The following is a 19642-nucleotide window of genomic DNA, read 5'->3' as shown; positions in this document are numbered from 1 at the left end:
TATGGCAGCATACTCAACTCCAGGTGTTTACGTTGAAGAGATTTCAACGCTCCCGCCCTCAATTGCACAGGCTTCAACAGCAATCCCGGCTTTTTTAGGTTATACCGAAAAGGCTTCAAACAATGGCATCGCTAATAGCCTTAACTTAGTACCCACACGTATCAGCAATATGCTGGAATTCAGGCAGTACTTTGGCGGGCCACAGCAGGCAAAATTTGAAATTACTTATTCCGACAATGCGCTGCGCAGTGTAACCGCAACTCCGCCGGTACACAAATTGTATTACGCGCTCGACCTTTATTTTAGAAATGGCGGCAGCAGTTGCTATATTGTTTCGGTAGGCAACTTTGGTACTGATAAAGTTACCGCAAAAGCAAAGGATAGTTTTACAGACGGGTTAACTGCACTGGCTGCTGAAGAAGAACCCACGTTGTTAGTCTTATCTGAAGCTGCCGACCTGGGTGCTGAACAATATTACACCCTGTGCCAGGAAGCCTTAAAGCATTGCAGCGGTTTTAAAAACAGGTTCTGCATATTGGATGTGCCGCAACCGGCAGCAGGTGTTACTATTGAAGCTGCATTTAAAGCATTTAGGGAAAAAATGGCTACATATCTGAAATATGGCGCAGCTTATTTTCCACATCTGCGTACTTCTTTATCCTATGAGTTTACTGATAAAAATGTAACGTTTAAGGGTGCCGAGCTGAAAGATAAAGATCTTTCAGCATTTTTAACTGCAGATACCGGACTTTACAATGCCATTAAACTCGAGCTTGCATCGCCGCAGTACAGCGTAGTGTTACCTCCTTCGGCTGCAATTGCCGGCGTATATGCCGCTGTTGATGCAGAAAGAGGTGTTTGGAAAGCGCCCGCAAACGTGGCGTTGAACGCGGTTATAGCCCCAACGGTTAAGATTACGACCGAAGCGCAGGACAAGATGAACATTGACGTAACGGGTGGCAAATCCATCAATGCCATAAGGGCCTTTAGTGGTAAGGGCATTGTTGTATGGGGAGCACGCACCCTGGCCGGTAATGATAATGAATGGCGTTATATTTCGGTACGCAGGCTATTTTCAATGATTGAAGACTCTGCGATGAAAGCCACTTTCTTTGCCGTTTTTGAACCTAACGACGCCACTACCTGGCTTAAAGTACGAAGCATGATCGAAAGCTTCCTTTACAGCTTATGGCAGCAGGGCGCGCTGGCTGGTCCAACCCCGCAGGCAGCCTATTTTGTAAATGTGGGCCTGGGTTCTACCATGACCAGCCAGGATATTCTGGAAGGCCGCATGATTGTAGAAATAGGAGTGGCAGCAAGCAGACCAGCCGAATTTATTATTCTGCGTTTCTCGCATAAACTACAGGAAGCCTAAAAATTAATCAATCAACCAACCATCTCAATTAAAGCAAAATAAACATGGCAGTATCTCAAGACCAAATAAAAAGGGATTATCCTTTACCGGTATATAATTACAAAGTTGATATCGGTACCGAAACCATTGCATTTTCAGAAGTTTCGGGTTTGGAGCGCTCGTTCGAAACCATTACTTATAAAGAAAGCCCGGTTGGCTCAGGCACCGTGGGCCCAAATGTTATGCTGATGCCAGGCGCACCAAAACCGCTTAACATCACGCTTAAAAAAGGTTATGTAAAGGGTAAAAGTATGGCGGTACTTTACAACTGGATTAACGCTACCCAGCTTAACCGCACCGAAAAGCGCGACTTAACCGTGCACCTGTGTGATGAGAAGGGCGAATCAGTAGTGCGCTGGAAAATAATTGATGCATTTCCGGTTAAACTGTCGGCACCATCCTTCAGCGCGAGCTCTAATGAGGTTGCAATAGAATCGATGGAGCTGATGGCCAGTCGCTTGGAAATGAGTGAGAAATGATTCTAAGGATAACCCTGCGGCACTTTAATTTATATTTGTGAAAACTAATTATCCTTTACTTACCTATAACTACAAAGTATCTATTGGGAAAGACACCATGTCTTTTTCAGAAGTGTCGGGGCTGAGTATCAGTTATGACAAAGTTGTTTATAAACATGGTCTGAGTTTCCTTACCGGCCCGGTAATTGCCCGCGGGCAAAAACATCAGGGCACTGTAAGCCTTAGGCGTGGGCTGGCGGCCGACCGCAACGAGTTGTATGCATGGCTGGAAGATAAGTCGTTCAAAGATATTTACATAGATCTGTGCGACGAAACCGGCAACGCTGTTGTGCGCTGGGAACTGGTGCGCGCATTGCCGCTAAAGCTTGACGCTCCGCAGCTCAGCGCCAGGGGCGCCGAAGTAGTTATAGAAAGCCTTGAGTTTATAGTTACCGACCTGAAAATAAAATACCTGTAATGACACTTTTGACCACGCTTTTAGAACCCGTATTGAAACACCGTTTCGGCGTTTTTTTCTATACGCAAAATCGTGTGCCTAATATGCTGGATATCCGTTTTCAAAAAGTATCGGGCATTGGGCTGGAGCTTGAGTTGCACAAATTTACCGAAGGCGGCCAGAACCAGTATGTACACCGTACACCCAGCAGAACATCGCATGGCAACCTGGTGCTGGAACGCGGTATCATTACCAAATCTACACTCAAGAAATCGTTTAACGAGGCTTTCTATGAGTTTAAGTTTGCGCCGCTAACCGCACTGATAATGGTATTTAACGATGTAGGCATGCCGGTTGCTGGTTGGGAGTTTCATAAAGTAATCCCTGCAAAATGGTCGGTTGGCGCGCTTAATGCCGAAACCAGTGAAATGATGATTGAAACCATGGAACTATCTTACTCATGGTTCAGAACGCTTGATATACCGGGCGCGCAACAATACATATAAAATGGCTGTTGAAATTAAGGAGATGGTGATCAGGGCAACTATAGTTGCCGATAAACATGGAGAGGGTGACCAATCCTCTGCGCCTGTCGCTGTAGATCAGAATGAGATTATCAAGGAGTGTGTAAAAGAAGTATTGCGCATAATCAAGAAAAATAACCGGCGATAATTATGTTCAGCTTTCAGAAACTCGAGAAGTTAAAAATAAAGGTATATAATGCCATAGAAAGGAGCGGCCCCGCAGCTGTTGTATTTGAGGTAATGTTCAACCCTGAAACATATTCTATTACCTACAACAACAGATACGGATCACAGCAGGGTATTAATACCAGCGGGACAAGCCGCAAGTATGAGCTAACCCATCCCGAAACCATGAGTTTTAAACTTATTTTCGATGCTACAGCTGCATCTGATTTCGGGTTATCAAAAAAGGTGGACGTTTCTAAGGAAGTTAGTCGCTTTTTAAAGGAAGCCTTTTATATGGATGGCGACAGTCATGAGCCCAAGTATTTAAAAGTAGAGTGGGGGACGCTGGTTTTTAATTGCAGGCTTCAATCTGTAACGGCCAATTATACCTTGTTTGACAAATCGGGCAAGCCGCTCAGGGCAGAGCTAAGCACTTCCTTTTTCAGCGATATAAAAGATAGCGAACGACTAAGAAGGGAGCGTAAGTCATCACCCGATTTAACCCACAAACGGGTTGTGAAAGCACATGATACACTGCCTTTGCTTTGTAAAGAAATATATGGTTCAGAAAACTATTACATCCACGTAGCTCAGGCTAATAAGCTGCTGAGTTTTCGCGATTTGAAACCAGGTCAGGAATTATTTTTTCCACCAATAGAGAAATAAGATGAGTGTTGTAACCATCACCATAAAAAGCAACGGAACAGTTATGTCGGCCGATTATCAGCTGTTAGCGGTTGATATTGCACGGGAAGTGAACCGGGTACCTTATGCAGAACTGTTGCTGATAGATGGAGATTATGCCAAACAGGAATTCAAAATAAGCGACGGCGATTTTTTCGACCTGGGTAAAGAAGTAGAGGTTTCACTGGGGTACAGCACAGGTAGTGAAAATGGAAGAACAGCGTTTAAAGGTATCGTTATGAAACAAGCGCTCCGGCAAACTGCCGAAGGTTGTGTGCTGAGCGTGGAATTGAGCGACAAAGTGATAAGGATGACCAGCACGCGCAATAGTAACGTATTCAGTGATTTAACCGACGGTGAGCTGATAAGTAAGCTAATTGAATCGGATGGGTTGAATGCCCTGGTTGATGCAACGGAAACTGTGCATACACAAATAGTGCAGTACCAGGCAACAAACTGGGACATGATGCTTACACGTGCCGAGGCTAACGGTTTATTGGTGATTACCGACAATGGTGCTATATCTGTAACCAAACCCGATTTTACAAAGGCTGCGGTTATGGAATTTGAAGTAGGCATTAGCCTGCTTGATTTTGAAATAGAGCTTGATGCAGGCAGCCAGTACACCGGTTTTAAAAGCAGCATATGGAACCCTGATGAACTAAACCTGACAACCATGTCGCCCTCAGTCAATTTCAGTATTGATCAGGGTAATTTAAAACCGCGCGCTGCAGCCGCGGCTATAGGATTTAAAGAGAATAGTCTTCTTTCAGCGGTACCAATGCCCGAGACGGAGGCCAGCGCATGGGCAGAATCACAAACGCTAAAAAGCCATATGGCAATGCTTAAGGGCAGTTTCACTACTTCGGGTACGTTGGATATATGCGTAGGTAATATGTTCAGCCTAAAAGGGGTGGGCAAGAAATTTACAGGAAAGAATATGGTGAGTGGTATACGTCACCAGGTAACTACCGATGGATGGTTAACTACCTGTCAGTTTGGTACTTCGGCCGAAAGTTTTTCTTCGGCCATGCAAACAGCTGATGCAAAAGCCGCAGGCCTGCTGCCAGGTATAGGTGGCCTGCAAACAGGTATTGTAGAGGCGCTGGAAACCGATGCCCAATATGGTTTTATGGTAAAGGTAGCGGTTGCTGGTATAGACAGTAAAGACAAGAGCGTTCATGCCCGCATGGCCACTTTGGATGGGGGCGAGCAACACGGGATTGTTTTTTGGCCGGAAACTGGCGATGAAGTGGTATTAGGTTTTCTAAATGAAGATCCGCGTTTCCCGATAATTTTAGGTTCATTATTTGGCAAAAAACAACAACCCCCTTTGGTACCTGCTGAGAAAAATCCGGAAAAAGGAGTGGTAACCCGGCAAGGTTTAAAAATGATCTTTAACGACGAAAAGAAAACCGTCAGTATCAGCACCTCAGACCAGCGCAGCATACTGATTGATGAGGAAAATCATTTAATTGAAATAAGCGACACAAATGACAACAAAATAAGCCTTAGCGATGAAGGTATTTTGTTAAAAAGCAATAAAGATATTATGCTTAAAGCAGATGGCGATGTGCGCATTGACGGAAAGAACATCAATATAAAAGGATCAAAAATAGATTTAACCTGATAACGACAAACAATGAAAGAAATAACCTTAACATTTAGCTTAGATGAAATAAATACGGTACTTGAAGCCCTGGGGGGTAAAAGTTATGTGTCGGTATTTGCACTGATAGAGAAAATTCAGGCACAGGCACAGGCGCAGCTTGCCAATAGCGAAGCCTCAGAAGAGCAGAAAGCATAATTAGAGAAGCTAATTTAACCAACACTAATGGATAATCAGGAAGCATTTCTGGGCAGAGGGTGGAGTTTTCCGCCACAGTTTTTTGCCAATGGCAACCAGGTGGCCATGGTATCAGCCGAGGAAGATATTAACCAGAGTCTTTTTATTCTTTTTTCTACTGCGCTCAAAGAAAGGGTGATGTTCCCGGAATACGGCTCAGATATGTCGGGTTATGTTTTTGAAGAAATGAGCCAAAGCTTGATTAATTCATTACAAGACAGTGTTACAACCGCTATATTGAAAAACGAACCGCGTATAATAACCGAAAACGTGCAGGTTAGTGTAAGCGACTTGCAGGGGCGGCTGGATATTGCTATTGTTTACACGATACTCGCCACTAATAACAGGTATAACATGATTTATCCCTTTTATTTAAATGAAGCCAACACTTAATTAAACCCCATGACTGATATTGTGATAACCGATGGCGATCAAGCCGTATTTACACCAGCTTTCGGGGCTGCCATCGTGGTTGTTAGGCCAGGCCGTCTTACAGGATCGGGCAAAAGCACTTTAAGCGGAAAGAAAATCTGTGTTGAGGGGGATGAAAAAAAACTTGAGGTGCCGGGCTGCGCTTATATTACCCCCCAGTTTATTATACCGGGAACGGGTACACTAAAAATTGCGGCATTAGGCGCAGATCAGCTTACAAAAAAATCAAAAGATGGGGGTAAGGCCATATTGCTGAAAGGCTCGGTATTTACGGCTGTTTTCGAAGTTCTAAGTCCGGCTCAAGATCCAAGCAGTCCGCCGCCCAAACCCGATCCGGTGCCTAAATATAGCGGGACCGGTCAGTTGGTGAGTTTTAACATAAAATTTAAGGCTGATTAAAATAAACGGACATGATCAGCAAATTAAACCCTCAGCATATTAAATACCGCGATGGCCTAAGCCAGTTGGCTCGGGTATCGCCTGAATTAAACCCGGACAATATTAAGGTTGATGAACGCCGCCTGGAAGATTTTATACATTTTGCGCGGGAATTGGCGGAGCACCTGAACTTCTATAATGAACAAAATCAACAGGCGGGCACGTGGACAGGTTTTTTAACGCACCCCTTATACCAAGGCCGGGAAAAAGAGTGGTTTGAAGACCTTGCCGCTTTTATAGAAAACACGGAAGCATTTACTGAAAATTACCCGGCAGCAGCTCAGGCTTTTTCATCGCCGCACCTGGCGCTTTTTATAATATTTTTAAAATTGCTGGAAAAGGTTCAGAAACAGCTAAATACATTTTCAAAACAACATCTCGATTTTTATTATCACCAACTGCTGGGCCTCAGCAAACGGAAACCGGTGCCTGACGTAGCCAATGTTATTGTACAGCTATCGCCGCAGGTTAATCAGTTATTATTACCTAAAGACACGGCACTAAACGCAGGGAAGGATATGAATGGCCTTGATCTATTATACCGTACGCAAAAAGAAACCCTGATTACACGGGCGGCTATTGCCGGTATTAAGACCCTGTTTGTCGATACGGAAAAAATAAAACCGGCCAGTATGGGCCAGGGCAATCCGAAAGAGACAATTAAAGATCTGCTCAGCATTGCGTTAGATTACGATACGTTCGATCCGCTCTTATTTTATGACGGTAAGGATATTAACAAAACATTGCTCAGCGAGACTGCGGCAAAATACCAGCTTAAAACTGACGAACTTGAAGACGCTGTAAACTATGCTTTGGCAAAACCGGGTACGGTAAGTTTTTACCAGGTCATACAAAACCTCAGGCAGGCTTACCAGCGGCATAAAATACATCTGCAGCGCCTTGCTATACGCGATACATTGCCTTTGTTTGCCCTGATAGGAGAGATTATGGGTGGTGAAAACGGGATGATGCCGTTGTTTATGGAAAAAAGGATAACCAAAGATGTTTTTCTGCACCTAAACAATTTTTTTCCAAACGATGACCCGCCGCAGCAAAATCAATCTGAAGAGCAATCGCGTGCAGCGCTGTATATTAAGCGCGACCTATTGCTCTCCTTTGTCGATTTTAAACAACTGGCTGTACTGATTGAAAAGCAGAAGAATATTACTGATGCCGATTGGGTAATTGCGTATGAGATACTTGCCGGTGTGCTGGAAAAGAAAGGTAAATTTTATGAGTTACCAGCCTTTCAACACTGGTATGATATCCAGGCAGCGGATGTACTGAACAAGCATACCAATATTGCTGATAAAACCGGGCCTATTGCCCTGGGCAAAAATGAAGATGCTGTGCAAATGCGCATAGTTGCGCTGGGTTTCGCAATTTCCTCGCCACATTTTGCATTGTCGGAGGGAGAGCGTATTATCAACCTTCAGCTAAAAATTCAGGCAGGCAGCCCGCTTAAATTAGCAAGGTTAAAAAAAGAGCTGAGTGAAACTAAGCAACCGCCATTCAGGTACCTGCTGGGTAAGGGCAATGATTGGAAAGAAATAACCGATAGCAAGGCAGAACTGCTGTATGATAATTTTGATGTGCTGCGCATCAGGTTGAATGTAAGTACTCAAAAAACGGTTGATGCAGATCAGCAACTATTGCCGCCGTCCATGCGCCATATAGCGGCTGACAGACCGATATTGGCTTTATTACTAAACCACCAAAGCAGCAAAACCGGCAGCGAAGAGGTGAATGGTGTTGAGCGTTGGTACGATTATTTCCAGGACATGGAAATAAAAGAAATAAAGGCCGAGGTAAGCGTAAAAGGCCTGCAATTGCTGCGCATACAGAATGACTTTGCCGAACTGAGTCCGCAGAAACCGTTTGAGCCTTTCGGGGTACAGCCGCAAGCGGGGAATAATTTTTATTTTACCCATCCCGAGCTGGCAGCTAAAAGTCTCAATACCTTATCGCTCAACTTTACATGGATTAATAAACCTGCCAGTTTCGAAAACTATTATAAAGATTACCAGGCTGTAGCTGATAAAACAGCCAAGGGAAAAGACCTCACTATCGACTTTGGGTTCAAAGCCAGGGTTCGCATGTACACCGATCATACGCCAAAGGTTCTTGTGGATAAAGACATTAACCTTTTTGAGGACAATACCATTACGTTGGCAAAAACCGATGAAGAATTGCCAATGGACGTTTTAGACAACCGTGATGATGTGGTGAGCCAGAAACGCTATTTCGGCCTGGAACTACTACAGGATTTTAATCACGGCGTTTACCCCATTTTGCAAACGCTCCAGATGGTAAACTATAGCAATGATGAGCTGAAGAAATATATTCTGAATCCACCTTATGCTCCAAAACTTCAGCGATTTACTGTCGACTATACCACGACTTTTACCCTTGGTGCAGAAACATGGGGTGCCCCGGCCACAATTTTTCGTATTGGCCCTTTCGGTTATGCCAAACTCAGTGAAGGGCTGCTTCAACCATTTAGCCTGCTGCCGGTTTTTAAAGAACAAGGGCATCTGTATATTGGCATCAGCGGTGCGCAAAAAAATCAAAACCTGTCCCTATTGTTTCAGCTTGCCCAGGCAACGGCCAATCCAGAGCTGACACCGCCTGTGCTTACCTGGAGCTTTTTGCGCAATAATACATGGGAGCCGCTTCCGGCAGCGTGTATTGTTACCGATACCACAAATAACTTGACAGGCAACGGAATAATCGAGTTTAGCATTCCCGATGAAATAACGGATAATAATACGCTTTTTCAGGAAGGTTTATATTGGCTTAGCGCTACTGCCCACGAGAATGTGGCCGCCTTGCCAGCCATTGTCGATATTGCCGCCCAGGCCGTAGCAACGGTGTTTACAGACCCCGGAGATGCCGGCGAGCACTATGATGCCGCGCTTCCACCGGGAAGCATTAAGAAGGCGCAGCAAGACTTTGCGGGCATAGCTAAATTGAATCAGCCTTACCCGTCTGAACACGGCCGGCCAGCCGAGCAGGACAATATGTTCTATACGAGGGTGAGCGAACGCATCAGACACAAGAATCGGGCACTTACGCTATGGGACTATGAGCGCCTGGTACTGGAAAACTTCCCTGAGGTTTATAAGGTAAAATGTATCCCGGTTAACACACCTGCGCAAAACGAGCTTAGTGGTGCAGTAGATATTGTTGTCGTACCCGATATTAGGCGGAATGCAGCATTCAATTCCTTTGAACCCCGGGCATCGGTAAATCTGCTTCAACGCATTACCGCATGGTTAGAACGCCGCACGCCGCCATTTGCCGAAATTAAAGTTAGAAACGCGGTTTATGTAAAAATAAGGGTTAAAACACTGGTAAGCATTAAAAAAGGCTTAAGCAAGGAATATTACCGGCAGCAATTAAATACCGACCTTAAAAAACTGTTTTCGCCCTGGGCCTTTGACCACGATGCGGACCTGATTATCGGCGGCGCTGTATATCAGAACGTAGTTGTGTATTTTATTGCCAAACTGCCTTACATTGATCATGTAGCAACACTTTCGCTTGCGCAGGGTACGGCAGATGGGACATATGAGGATATCAAACCAATGAACACGCAAAATACCGATGTCATCCTGGTATCTGCACCAACTCATACTATTCATTTGATGGAAGACGACGATGTGCCGCTTGATCCGAGAGTGGGTATAGGTTACATGGAAATTGCGCTGGATTTTAGAGTTTATTAAAAAATATTAAAAATAAAAAGCCATGGCTACAAAAGCAGAAATTAAAAGTAGGTTTAAAACTAACAGTATACCTACAGAGAAAGATTTTGCCGATCTGATCGATTCTGGCATCAACAAAGACGATGATGGTATTGAGCGGGAAAGCGGTGGCGGTATACATATTACCGGCAACGGAGACACACAAGAGGTATTATCCTTTTCGCGGTCAGATAATCCCAAACAATCGCCCTGGAAGATCAATCTTAACCCGGTCGGTGGCAGCCCTGGCTTCAACATTACCGACGATAAAACGGCAAGCCGCCTTGTGATAAACGAGGAGACCGGCAATATTGGCGTAGGCGCAGTTAACCCACATACACGGCTTACTGTGGGTGGCGCAATTTATTTTAATTCCGAAATTCTTTCTCCGAATAAACAGGGCGGATATTTATCGTGGAACCGTAGTGGCAGTGTCGGTGAAACCAATTTTATTAATAACAGGGGCGAAGGAAAGGGAGGGTTTGAGTTTATTAATTGCGATGCTGACGGGGCGAACATGAAATCTATTGGTAAAGTTGATGGAGATGGCGAGTGGAAACTTTCAGAATTACTCGTTGATGGCAACATCGGCATAGGCGTAGCAAAGCCCGAAACTAAACTTGATGTGAATGGTAACATTTCCGCCACGGGTATTCGCCTTAAAAATAGTGGCTGCATTAAGTTAACGGGAGATAAGGATGTAGATGTAATAACCACTGACCTTGGTTTGTATTCAACACTTCCCAACCGGTGGATGAGATTTGTTACTAACGAACAACCTATGTATTTCTTTACAGATTACAAGGATGCCAGCGACGGCCGTATAGGTACAGAACCTACGCTTATTGTAGGCAGTAATAGATCTGTTGGTATAAGTACAGCTATAAATACTCAGCCCTGCGCGCGGCTTGCTGTAAATGGAGCAATTTACTTCAATTCAGAATCGGTTACAACTAATAACCAGGGCGGATATTTAATATGGAACCGTATCGGACGGGGTGAAAGCTGTTTTGTTAATAACAAAGGCACTGGGACCGGGGGGTTTGAATTTGTTAATGCCGACGCCGATGGTTCCAATGAAAGAACTATTGGTAAAGTAAGCGGAGGTGGCGAGTGGAAACTTCCGGAATTGAGGGTTGACGGCAACAGTACTATAGGCGCTAACCTTGATGTCGCCAGTAAAATAACCATTCGGGAAGGGGTCAGCCTTAAACATAATGGTTGTATCAAGCTAATAGGTGATGCAGATGTAGACCTGCAAACTGCTGATCTTGGCCTGTATTCAACCAAAGCCGGTTATAATATGAGATTTGTTACTAATAAGGCCCCTATGTGCTTTTTTACAGATTATGAGGATGCAAGCGGGAAACGTGCCGGTACTGCGCGTACTCTTATTATTGATACTAACGGATCTGTAAGTGTAGGTAATGAAAATCCGCATGCACGGCTTACGGTAAATGGAGCAATTTATTTTGATTATGAAAGTGGTTCCCTCAATAGACAGGGCGGATATTTAACGTGGAACCGCAGTAAAGGCGGTGGCGAAACCAACTTTATTAATAACAAAGGCCAGGGAAAAGGAGGATTTGAGTTTGTTAACTGCGATCCTGATGGTTCGAATTTAACAGCCATCGGTAGAGTTGAAGGAAGTGGTTTATGGAAATTCAAAGACCTGGATGTTAGCGGAAGCGTTAGTGGAACTGCGTTTAACAGATTTTCTGACAGGCGGATAAAAAAAGACATTACCCATGCCGACCCGGCCGCTGGCCTGAACCTGCTTAACCAGCTAATGGTGACAGATTATCAATATATCGACGCACGTAATGAACAATCATACTTTACAAAAGGTTTTATTGCACAGGAACTGGAAACGTTAGTGCCCCAGGCTGTTGTGAGTCGTCAGGGCTTTATACCCGATATTTATGAAAAACCGGACAGTGTTACAGCCCTGAACGACCATGTGATTTTTGCGATGACAACTCCGCATGGCCTGAGCGAGGGCGACATAGTGAAGCTGGTTAAGCCATCGGGTGATGCAGAGAAAACTGTAGCGGTTATTGATCAAAATTGTTTCAGCGTTGCCGGTAAGGCTGATGAGTATAATGATGTGATGATATATGGCAAACAGGTAAATGATTTGAAAGCGGTCGACTACAATCACCTGTTCATGCTTAATATCAGCGCCACGCAACAGCTTACTAAAGAACTGGCCGCGCTTAAAGATGATCATGATCGCCTTAAAGCATATGTCAGATCAATTGAAGCGGGCATAACATTAAACGTAACCGAAAACCTGCCAAATTAATTTAATGATGGACAACCAGCTGCGTTCGATAACCTTGAGCAATGATCCGTATAATCACTCTGCTCTTGATTTCGACCAATTGAGAAATGAGGGCATCCTGTTGCTGCAGCGGCTGGCAGGTAATACCTGGACAGACCATAACACGCATGATCCGGGTATCACCATCCTCGATCAGCTTTGTTATGCACTTAGCGAATTAAGTTACCGCGCCGGTTTTGATATTACCCAGATACTTGCACAGCCTGGCGGGAACACTTACAACAGCCTGTACAGTCCGGCAACCATTTTAACTACCAACCCTGTTACGTTAAACGATTTCAGAAAAGTACTGTTGGATATAGAGGGCGTTAAAAATGCCTGGATAGAAAAAGCCGGTAACTCCCAGCCCGTAATTTATTTTGATGCCGGGAAAAATGAGCTGACGCTCGACCGCGAAAAAAAAGCACTGCCAGACCTGAAAACCGTGCCACTGGAACCAATAAAAATAAAAGGCCTGTACAATGTATATGTGTTTGCACCAGAGGTAGCCGAAAAAATTATCAGGAAACGATTGTACGCCTGCCGTAATCTTTGCGAAGACTATGAACAGATACACCTGGTTAGCGGTGAAAAAATTACTATTGCCGGTAAAATAGAGATAGGGAATGCCGATGATATTAACAAAGTGGCCGCCCGTATTTTAAGCAGGCTGGCCAACTGGATATCGCCGGGCATTCGTTTTTATACACTGGCAGAAATGCTGGCAAAAGGAAAAACGGTTGACGAAGTAATGGATGGGCCAGCGTTGGAGCATGGCTTTATAGATGATGGCGAGTTGGAACAACTGTGCCAAAAACCGAAATTATATGCGTCTGACCTGATTAGAGAGATAATGACTGGACCGGAAGTGCGCGTAGCCGACAATCTGTGCATGTATTCCAACTCAACACAGGGCAATTGGGTGTTGGCACTTAACCCCGAAAGTGTACCCGTACTGGATGTGGATGCTACCCTGGGTAAGCTTAAGTTTGAAAAAGACGGAAGAGAACTGAATTTGAACAATGAGTTGGTAAAAAGGTATTTTGATGAATATAAGCAGGTTGGTACAAATAAAGTGCTGCCACCGGCACAGCGGGATATACTGCCGCCTGAGGCTACCCATATCGACCTTTCTGCCTACTATTCTATTCAACATCATTTTCCGGATGTATATGGCATCGGGGAAGGTGGTTTACCTGAAACGGCAGGCACCCTGAGACAAGCGCAGGCCAAACAACTAAAAGCATACCTGCTATTTTTTGAACAAATACTGGCCAATTATTTTCAGCAGGTAGCCGGTGTAAAAAACCTCTTTGGCTTTTCGGCCACAGAGGGTGAAACCGATGGCGCTGACATCTGGAAAACTACCTATTTCAGCCAATCATTAGTGGATAAAGTGCCGGGTATCGGGCCGCTGTTATCCGCAACATATCAGGCCGACATTAACAGTATAACCGAGAGCCCCGATGCCGCCATATCTCGTAAAAACCGTTTTCTTAATCATCTGCTGGCCAGGTTTGCTGAAAGTATGGATGATTATGCCTTGTGGCTTCAGGATGTAAGGCTGTCGCAGGCAGCTTTGGCCGATGATGCAGGTGAGGCAAGCGTTTCTGAAGCGCTTATTCACGATAAATTGGATTTCCTGGCCGGTTATCCGGTTCACAGCAGCCAGCGCGGAAAAGGCTTTGACTATTTCCAGCCCTCAAACCCCAAGGAAGAGTTTGGTTATCATGATAATGTTTCGGGACTGGAAAAACGCATTGCCGCCAAACTGGGAATAAAAAAGCCCGGAACATTTTACCTGATCGAACACATCCTGCTGCGTCCGTTCCCGGCAGACGAGCAGCGCCTGCAGGAATTGCGTAAAAATCGGTATTGCTCTTCCGTCAGCTGGGTTTCCGCTGGTTGTTATATGTGTGTCTTGCCCGCTCATGATCTTCAAAACGGAGATCAGATTGTGGTGATTTATAAAGGTAAAGAAATTGCCGCCAGCGTATCAGACGTATTTGCTGATAAATTCAATATCACACTGAGTCAGCCCGATCAGTTACCCGAAAAAATAGAAGCATCAGAGATAGCATGGCGCCGTGCAGATATTCAGGCAACCATTTTTGCGTTTACTGAAAATGCCACCGAAAATAAACAGAACGACCCTTATTCATTTCAGCTCACATTTGTTTTCGGGACAGAAAAAGACGAGCGGTTTGTCAACCAGAATTTCCTGGAATTTGTAAAAACCACGGTGCGGCAAGAAACCCCTGCCCATATCACGGTATATATTAAATGGCTTGAAAATGAAACTTTTGAGCGCTTTGAGCAGGCTTATAGTTCATTTATTCAGGAATTGCGTAAACTTAAAAATGAATGAGGTATGGTTGGTGAAGAAAGATTTTTGCTGAGAGCATCACGCAACACCCTGCTGGATGTGGTATTGAACGACGTGGGCGGTACTTATCCCTTAACCGATTTACCGCTTAAAGCCGAAAGTGATATCGTATTTTACGATGAGCCTGCCGGGCTTGTGCTTGGCTACAGCCAATCCGATGTAAAATATCAGGTTTATGAAGATATTGAACACCGTACCCCTCAAAATGGAACAGGTGCAGAGCTCATATTATTAACCTTACCACTGAAGGTACAGGCACATGCTTTTAGGGTAAAAGCCATAAAAAGATATGGTAAAACGCTTGACAGTGCTTTACTTCAAACTATATTAATAACGATAGGCGTTAACCGCGGTCTGGAGATTGTGGCAGAAAAGCCAATAATTACTTATGGCGAAAAAGCAGCATTAATCATAAAAAACACACAGAAGAACGCCCGTTATGCTATTTTCTTTGAGTACAACGCTGCCGATACAGCAAGTATGGCACAGCAGATTGCATTGGAAGATGACGTCTTTCCGGATGAACTGCCCACCGCCGGGTTAAAAGAGCAGCTGCCGGATAATTGTAAGCGCTACCTGGTCAGTAAAAGCAAATTGAGTAAAAATGGCGGCGACATAAGGATTGAGACACAATACGGCCTGCGCGAAAACTTGTATCTGAAGGTTTGGGTTTTTGATGAAGACACCAGGCAAGTGGGAATATTATTGAAAACTACCCATATTGTGGTAACGCCAAATGTTAATTTGCCGGCAACCTGGTATAGCCTGGCCAATAACGAAAATGTTAATAAGAGCGGCGCCATCAATTACAGCGGCAAAGTAGGCATAAGGTTACAGCAAACGCAGAAATCGGCAAATTACTTTATCTATTTAGGTGGTATTGATACTGATGCGCCAGATAGGTCGGCCGGTGAGTTATTGACAGCAATGGTGGCAGGCACAGGGGAACAATTGGATATGCCACTGCCCATAGCTATCAAAGAAGATACCTTGGTTACAATAAGGGTGAATAAACCAACTTTGGATTTAGAGTCAGAACTCATTGCAACAGTAATGATTGCTGCATATCCTGACACTAATAGAAAATTCAGCCTTATCAACGAGCCTTCTGATGATGAACGTGTCGTAATCATCCGCATAGATGATCCACAGCGGGGCATTATCTATCAGTTGAGGGATGCGGAAAGGAAAAAAGCAGTAAGCGAGCCATTTTTTTATCATCGTAACCAGGGCGTTGGCTACATGCGCGTGAGTAAAAACCGCGAGGGGCTGAAATCGAAAAACGGTGCGGCGATTGAAGACGAATGGCTGAAGGGCCAATTTGTTGTCGGCAACTGTAACCCGGGTAACGAGCCCGAGAATGCCGAAGTTTTATTGACTTTAAACAAAAAAAACAAACCGGAAGCGGTGGAGATAACGGCCACAAAATCAACCACCGGTTTTGCTGTTGTAATTGGAGTTATCGATTTGAAGGATCAATGAGCGAACAAGAGCATATCATTAAGCGGGTATTGATAGACCTTGATATCCATGACCAGCTTCCGGCCAATGAAATACAGGACGAGAGCGCAACTATTCTAAAAAAGCTAATAGCACCGATGGTGGGCGATTATATGGACTTGTTGACAGCAGACGGCACCGATATCAGGATAGATCGTTGGGAAATAGACCTGGGGGTAATCAGCGCACAGTCGTTGGAAACCGATCTGGCAGAGCGGTTGGCGCAGTGCCTTGCGGCAGACGAACAATTAATTCTGGCAAAGCAGCAGTCTGCAAATACAAACCATGAGTCTCAAATGCCAGAATATACGCATGCCGAACTGGTGATGTATTTTTTGCAAACAGGAATGCTGCCATGGTGGGTAAAAGATCCGTCATCTCAAATATTTACGCAAGCCCTGAACACGTTGCTCGCAACCCGGCCAGATATGCTGCACAGTATTATACAACAAGCCCGTGATACGGTAATGCTGGAGCGGTTTATCAATACGCTTAATAACGAGCAACTACATCATATTGCGGCATTGCTCAATCCCGAATACCTGCCCGTGCCCGAATTATATTTACAGATAGCCCGCAACATTGGTATTGCTATTGATAACACCAGCTTCAGGCAGGCCTGGTGGGCAAATGTGCTGTATTACAACCAACACACGGGCGGGCCTGACCATGGTTATGGCAAAGATCGGGCGAGTGCAAGTGCATCCAGCCTTACCCAAATCTTTTTTAATGCCCTTGCCCGGCAGGAAATTGATATCAGCAATAATGCTGATGGTAATGACCGTTATCATCAATTATTCAGGATGTATACCGCCTTTGCAGAGGCATTGGTTTTATTAACCGAAAATGGAATCTGCCCGGATATTGCAAAGCATCAGGAGCAAGTCAAAGAAATACGGTACTCAATTGCTGGTTTAACAACAGCGCAGATTGATTTGCAACAGAGCGTTCTTCATGCCAGGTATTTATGGGATAACCTTGGCCTTGCCGTGGGGGTAAGCCGTCCAAGTGCTCAGTATTATCCCAAAAAAGCAAATGCAGGTACCGGTACCGATGGCGCGACCGGGAAAATTACTATGAGCTCTGAACCGGAATCCCCGAACATAGGTCCAGATCGAAATGCATCAAATATTCAACAAACAGCAGGAGAGGTCGCTTTACCAGGTCCTGCTGCTCAGCATCACAATAAAAATACAGAAACGGACAGCAATCAATCTAACCCAACGGCCGGATCATCAGAAGACACAATTGTTAATCAAAATAATTCGTTTACCGGACAAACAGAAAATGAGCTTAAATCTATTTACAGCCCCAAAAACGCCACTACGGAATATATAAATAAGGCTAACGATGAAAATATGGATGAATTTGCTGCGAAACTCATCAGCCAATTTACGGCAACAGAGCGTTTTTCTGTCAGCCATGCAGGCCTGATTTTGCTTTGGCCCTTTCTTTCGCATTTTTTTTCTGCGCTAAACCTAATTAATAAAGATGCTTTTCATGATAAACAGAGCCAGTACAAGGCCTGTATGCTATTATTATACGTTGCTCTTGGGGATGATTTGGAAGTATTTGAAGGTCATCTGCCGATGATCAAGCTCTTGTGCGGCTTAGAGTTAACCGAATGGGTTGATATGCAAACCGATATTACACAGGATGATATGAATGAGGCAGATAATATGTTGGAAGCGGTTATTGGCCATGCCCCTTTGTGGAGCGGTTTATCTTTGGCCGGACTGCGCCAGGCGTATTTGCAGCGTTCAGGCATTCTGAGCACCCGCGACGGAAACTGGCTGCTACAGGTTGAGCGCCAAAACTATGATATTTTGGTAGACCGCTTGCCATGGTCTAATAGCTTGATTAAACTTCCATGGCTGGAACACTTAATTTTTGTAGAATGGCAGCAAGATTAAAAAACAAGACCATAAATAATGCCGCTTTTTTAGTAAAAGAACTGAACTGGCTGCAGCAGGTGATTGATTTACGCCTGGGCCTGTATTTTGGCAATAACCCATCGCTACAATCCATTACTGACCTGGTGCTGCCAGAGGTAAACGCAACTGGTAGCGCCTACGAAAAATTTATTTCTGAAAATAAACTGGGCATGCCTGAACGGCTTTTGCTTATACTGGCCTTTGCTCCATGCCTGAAACCTGAGTTGCTTGACGGCTTTTACACGCGTAATACCACTTATGATAAAAGGTTTACCGAATTCGGCGGCTCATTCTCAGGAAACGGTTTTGTGCCAACAGGGCAAACGGTATTCTTTCTGCTGGCTGGTACAAAACTGGAAGACCGTTTACCCTGTTTCAGCCTGTTTAATGCGGATAGTAGCTTAATAAGATCGGGTGCCGTAATGCGCTCTGCCGGACCGGAACATGATAGCTGGATGGATATGCCTTTGCGGATAACCGATGACTTTATTTCCTATTTCGTATCAGGCACGTGGCAGCAACCCGTTTTGGGCGATCAGTTTCCAGCCAAACTGCTTACTACAGGAATGGAATGGGCCGATCTTATTTTGTCGGCGGTAACGGCAGAAGTAATTGAGGAGATCAGGGATTGGGCCGAGCATTCGGAAAAACTTTCTGAACTGCAAGGATTTGAAAAGCGGGTTAAACCCGGATATAAGACTTTGTTTTATGGCCCCCCGGGTACGGGTAAAACACTTACTGCCACATTGCTGGGTAAAGTGACCGGGCACGATGTATATCGTATCGATCTGTCTATGATAGTTTCCCGTTACATAGGGGAAACAGAAAAAAACCTGGCCAGGGTATTTGAACGGGCCCAAAGCAAAAGCTGGATTTTATTTTTTGACGAAGCCGACGCGCTTTTTGCCAAGCGAACGGAGGTTGACAGCTCTAACGACAGGTATGCCAACCAGGAGGTGGCCTATCTGTTGCAACGCATAGAAGATCATCCCGGTATTGTTATTCTGGCGTCAAACTTAAAGGATAACATTGACCAGGCCTTTTTGCGTCGTTTTCAAAGCCTGGCTTATTTCCCCATCCCGGGGCCGGAGGAGCGTTATCGAATATGGAAAAATGCATTTCCAGAACAATTACAACCCGAAAAAGAGATTGATCTTTATTCCATAGCTGAAAAGCATCAGCTAACAGGTGGCGCAATAGTTAACATAGTTAGGTACTGCTGCCTCAAAGCTGTAAAGAACCAATTGCAACAAGTGCCTGTAAAGTTTATAGAAGCCGGCATTAAAAGGGAACAGCAAAAGGAGGGTATTATTTTTTAACCAGACAACAATCCAT

16 protein-coding genes are annotated in these 19642 nt (G+C 44.6%); all 16 read left to right on the top strand.

Going from position 1 to position 19642, the window contains the following annotated elements; genetic code table 11:
• The first annotated feature begins 1 nt into the window (after window position 1).
• From BLU33_RS12565 to BLU33_RS12500, 16 genes are read left to right on the top strand one after another with little or no spacing between them, the layout of a single operon-like run.
• Entirely contained in the window at window positions 2-1375 is a 1374-nt protein-coding gene (locus BLU33_RS12565; RefSeq protein WP_091373164.1) for a phage tail sheath family protein, read from the top strand.
• A gap of 44 nt (window positions 1376-1419) precedes the next feature.
• Window positions 1420-1893, top strand: coding sequence for a phage tail protein (locus tag BLU33_RS12560; protein WP_091373161.1), 474 nt, complete (start codon window positions 1420-1422; stop codon window positions 1891-1893).
• A gap of 37 nt (window positions 1894-1930) precedes the next feature.
• Complete coding sequence (locus tag BLU33_RS12555) at window positions 1931-2350, top strand: phage tail protein (protein ID WP_157682137.1); 420 nt, start codon at window positions 1931-1933, stop codon at window positions 2348-2350.
• Window positions 2350-2835, top strand: a complete 486-nt coding sequence (locus BLU33_RS12550; protein WP_091373156.1) for a phage tail protein — start codon at window positions 2350-2352, stop codon at window positions 2833-2835. Before BLU33_RS12555 ends, BLU33_RS12550 begins: the two co-directional genes overlap by 1 nt.
• A gap of 1 nt (window position 2836) precedes the next feature.
• Complete coding sequence (locus tag BLU33_RS25105) at window positions 2837-3001, top strand: DUF5908 family protein (protein ID WP_157682136.1); 165 nt, start codon at window positions 2837-2839, stop codon at window positions 2999-3001.
• 2 nt (window positions 3002-3003) lie between these two features.
• A complete protein-coding gene (locus tag BLU33_RS12545) occupies window positions 3004-3684 on the top strand; it encodes a CIS tube protein (RefSeq protein ID WP_091373153.1) in 681 nt (226 codons plus the stop codon).
• A 1-nt stretch (window position 3685) separates the two neighbouring features.
• Window positions 3686-5332, top strand: a complete 1647-nt coding sequence (gene vgrG / locus BLU33_RS12540) for a type VI secretion system tip protein VgrG (RefSeq protein ID WP_091373150.1) — start codon at window positions 3686-3688, stop codon at window positions 5330-5332.
• A 12-nt stretch (window positions 5333-5344) separates the two neighbouring features.
• Window positions 5345-5509 (top strand): hypothetical protein, encoded by a 165-nt coding sequence (locus tag BLU33_RS25320; protein WP_172829249.1) that lies wholly within the window; start codon window positions 5345-5347, stop codon window positions 5507-5509.
• Between the two features lie 27 nt (window positions 5510-5536).
• Window positions 5537-5941, top strand: coding sequence for a GPW/gp25 family protein (locus BLU33_RS12535; protein WP_091373147.1), 405 nt, complete (start codon window positions 5537-5539; stop codon window positions 5939-5941).
• A gap of 9 nt (window positions 5942-5950) precedes the next feature.
• Entirely contained in the window at window positions 5951-6379 is a 429-nt protein-coding gene (locus tag BLU33_RS12530; protein ID WP_091373144.1) for a hypothetical protein, read from the top strand.
• Window positions 6380-6390: 11 nt separating this feature from the next.
• Window positions 6391-10146 (top strand): baseplate J/gp47 family protein, encoded by a 3756-nt coding sequence (locus BLU33_RS12525; protein WP_091373142.1) that lies wholly within the window; start codon window positions 6391-6393, stop codon window positions 10144-10146.
• A gap of 22 nt (window positions 10147-10168) precedes the next feature.
• Complete coding sequence (locus tag BLU33_RS12520) at window positions 10169-12469, top strand: tail fiber domain-containing protein (protein WP_091373139.1); 2301 nt, start codon at window positions 10169-10171, stop codon at window positions 12467-12469.
• A 4-nt stretch (window positions 12470-12473) separates the two neighbouring features.
• Window positions 12474-14855 (top strand): hypothetical protein, encoded by a 2382-nt coding sequence (locus BLU33_RS12515; RefSeq protein ID WP_157682135.1) that lies wholly within the window; start codon window positions 12474-12476, stop codon window positions 14853-14855.
• Between the two features lie 3 nt (window positions 14856-14858).
• Complete coding sequence (locus tag BLU33_RS12510) at window positions 14859-16355, top strand: hypothetical protein (protein ID WP_091373134.1); 1497 nt, start codon at window positions 14859-14861, stop codon at window positions 16353-16355.
• The gene (locus BLU33_RS12505; RefSeq protein ID WP_091373131.1) at window positions 16352-18286 is read left to right on the top strand and encodes a contractile injection system tape measure protein; all 1935 of its coding nucleotides are present in this window, start codon (window positions 16352-16354) and stop codon (window positions 18284-18286) included. The genes BLU33_RS12510 and BLU33_RS12505 overlap by 4 nt, the downstream gene beginning before the upstream one ends.
• Window positions 18271-19626 carry an ATP-binding protein gene (locus BLU33_RS12500; RefSeq protein WP_091373128.1) on the top strand — a complete coding sequence of 452 codons (1356 nt, stop codon included), beginning with the start codon at window positions 18271-18273 and terminating at the stop codon, window positions 19624-19626. Before BLU33_RS12505 ends, BLU33_RS12500 begins: the two co-directional genes overlap by 16 nt.
• The last annotated feature ends 16 nt before the right edge of the window (window positions 19627-19642 follow it).

Source organism: Mucilaginibacter mallensis (assembly GCF_900105165.1).
GTDB classification, from domain to species: Bacteria; Bacteroidota; Bacteroidia; order Sphingobacteriales; family Sphingobacteriaceae; genus Mucilaginibacter; species Mucilaginibacter mallensis.
The sequence above is the reverse complement of the archived record's forward strand: the minus strand, read 5'-3'. Positions and strand labels throughout refer to the sequence as shown.

What these genes read in the sequence shown, in the direction of transcription:
- BLU33_RS12535 (WP_091373147.1), top strand. Translation starts at nt 5,537, where the DNA reads ATGGATAATCAGGAAGCATTTCTGGGCAGAGGGTGGAGTTTTCCGCCA.
- BLU33_RS25320 (WP_172829249.1), top strand. Translation starts at nt 5,345, where the DNA reads ATGAAAGAAATAACCTTAACATTTAGCTTAGATGAAATAAATACGGTA.
- BLU33_RS12525 (WP_091373142.1), top strand. Translation starts at nt 6,391, where the DNA reads ATGATCAGCAAATTAAACCCTCAGCATATTAAATACCGCGATGGCCTA.
- BLU33_RS12565 (WP_091373164.1), top strand. Translation starts at nt 2, where the DNA reads ATGGCAGCATACTCAACTCCAGGTGTTTACGTTGAAGAGATTTCAACG.
- BLU33_RS12560 (WP_091373161.1), top strand. Translation starts at nt 1,420, where the DNA reads ATGGCAGTATCTCAAGACCAAATAAAAAGGGATTATCCTTTACCGGTA.
- BLU33_RS12500 (WP_091373128.1), top strand. Translation starts at nt 18,271, where the DNA reads ATGGCAGCAAGATTAAAAAACAAGACCATAAATAATGCCGCTTTTTTA.
- BLU33_RS12545 (WP_091373153.1), top strand. Translation starts at nt 3,004, where the DNA reads ATGTTCAGCTTTCAGAAACTCGAGAAGTTAAAAATAAAGGTATATAAT.
- BLU33_RS12510 (WP_091373134.1), top strand. Translation starts at nt 14,859, where the DNA reads ATGGTTGGTGAAGAAAGATTTTTGCTGAGAGCATCACGCAACACCCTG.
- BLU33_RS12520 (WP_091373139.1), top strand. Translation starts at nt 10,169, where the DNA reads ATGGCTACAAAAGCAGAAATTAAAAGTAGGTTTAAAACTAACAGTATA.
- vgrG (WP_091373150.1), top strand. Translation starts at nt 3,686, where the DNA reads ATGAGTGTTGTAACCATCACCATAAAAAGCAACGGAACAGTTATGTCG.
- BLU33_RS12515 (WP_157682135.1), top strand. Translation starts at nt 12,474, where the DNA reads ATGATGGACAACCAGCTGCGTTCGATAACCTTGAGCAATGATCCGTAT.
- BLU33_RS12550 (WP_091373156.1), top strand. Translation starts at nt 2,350, where the DNA reads ATGACACTTTTGACCACGCTTTTAGAACCCGTATTGAAACACCGTTTC.
- BLU33_RS12505 (WP_091373131.1), top strand. Translation starts at nt 16,352, where the DNA reads ATGAGCGAACAAGAGCATATCATTAAGCGGGTATTGATAGACCTTGAT.
- BLU33_RS12530 (WP_091373144.1), top strand. Translation starts at nt 5,951, where the DNA reads ATGACTGATATTGTGATAACCGATGGCGATCAAGCCGTATTTACACCA.
- BLU33_RS25105 (WP_157682136.1), top strand. Translation starts at nt 2,837, where the DNA reads ATGGCTGTTGAAATTAAGGAGATGGTGATCAGGGCAACTATAGTTGCC.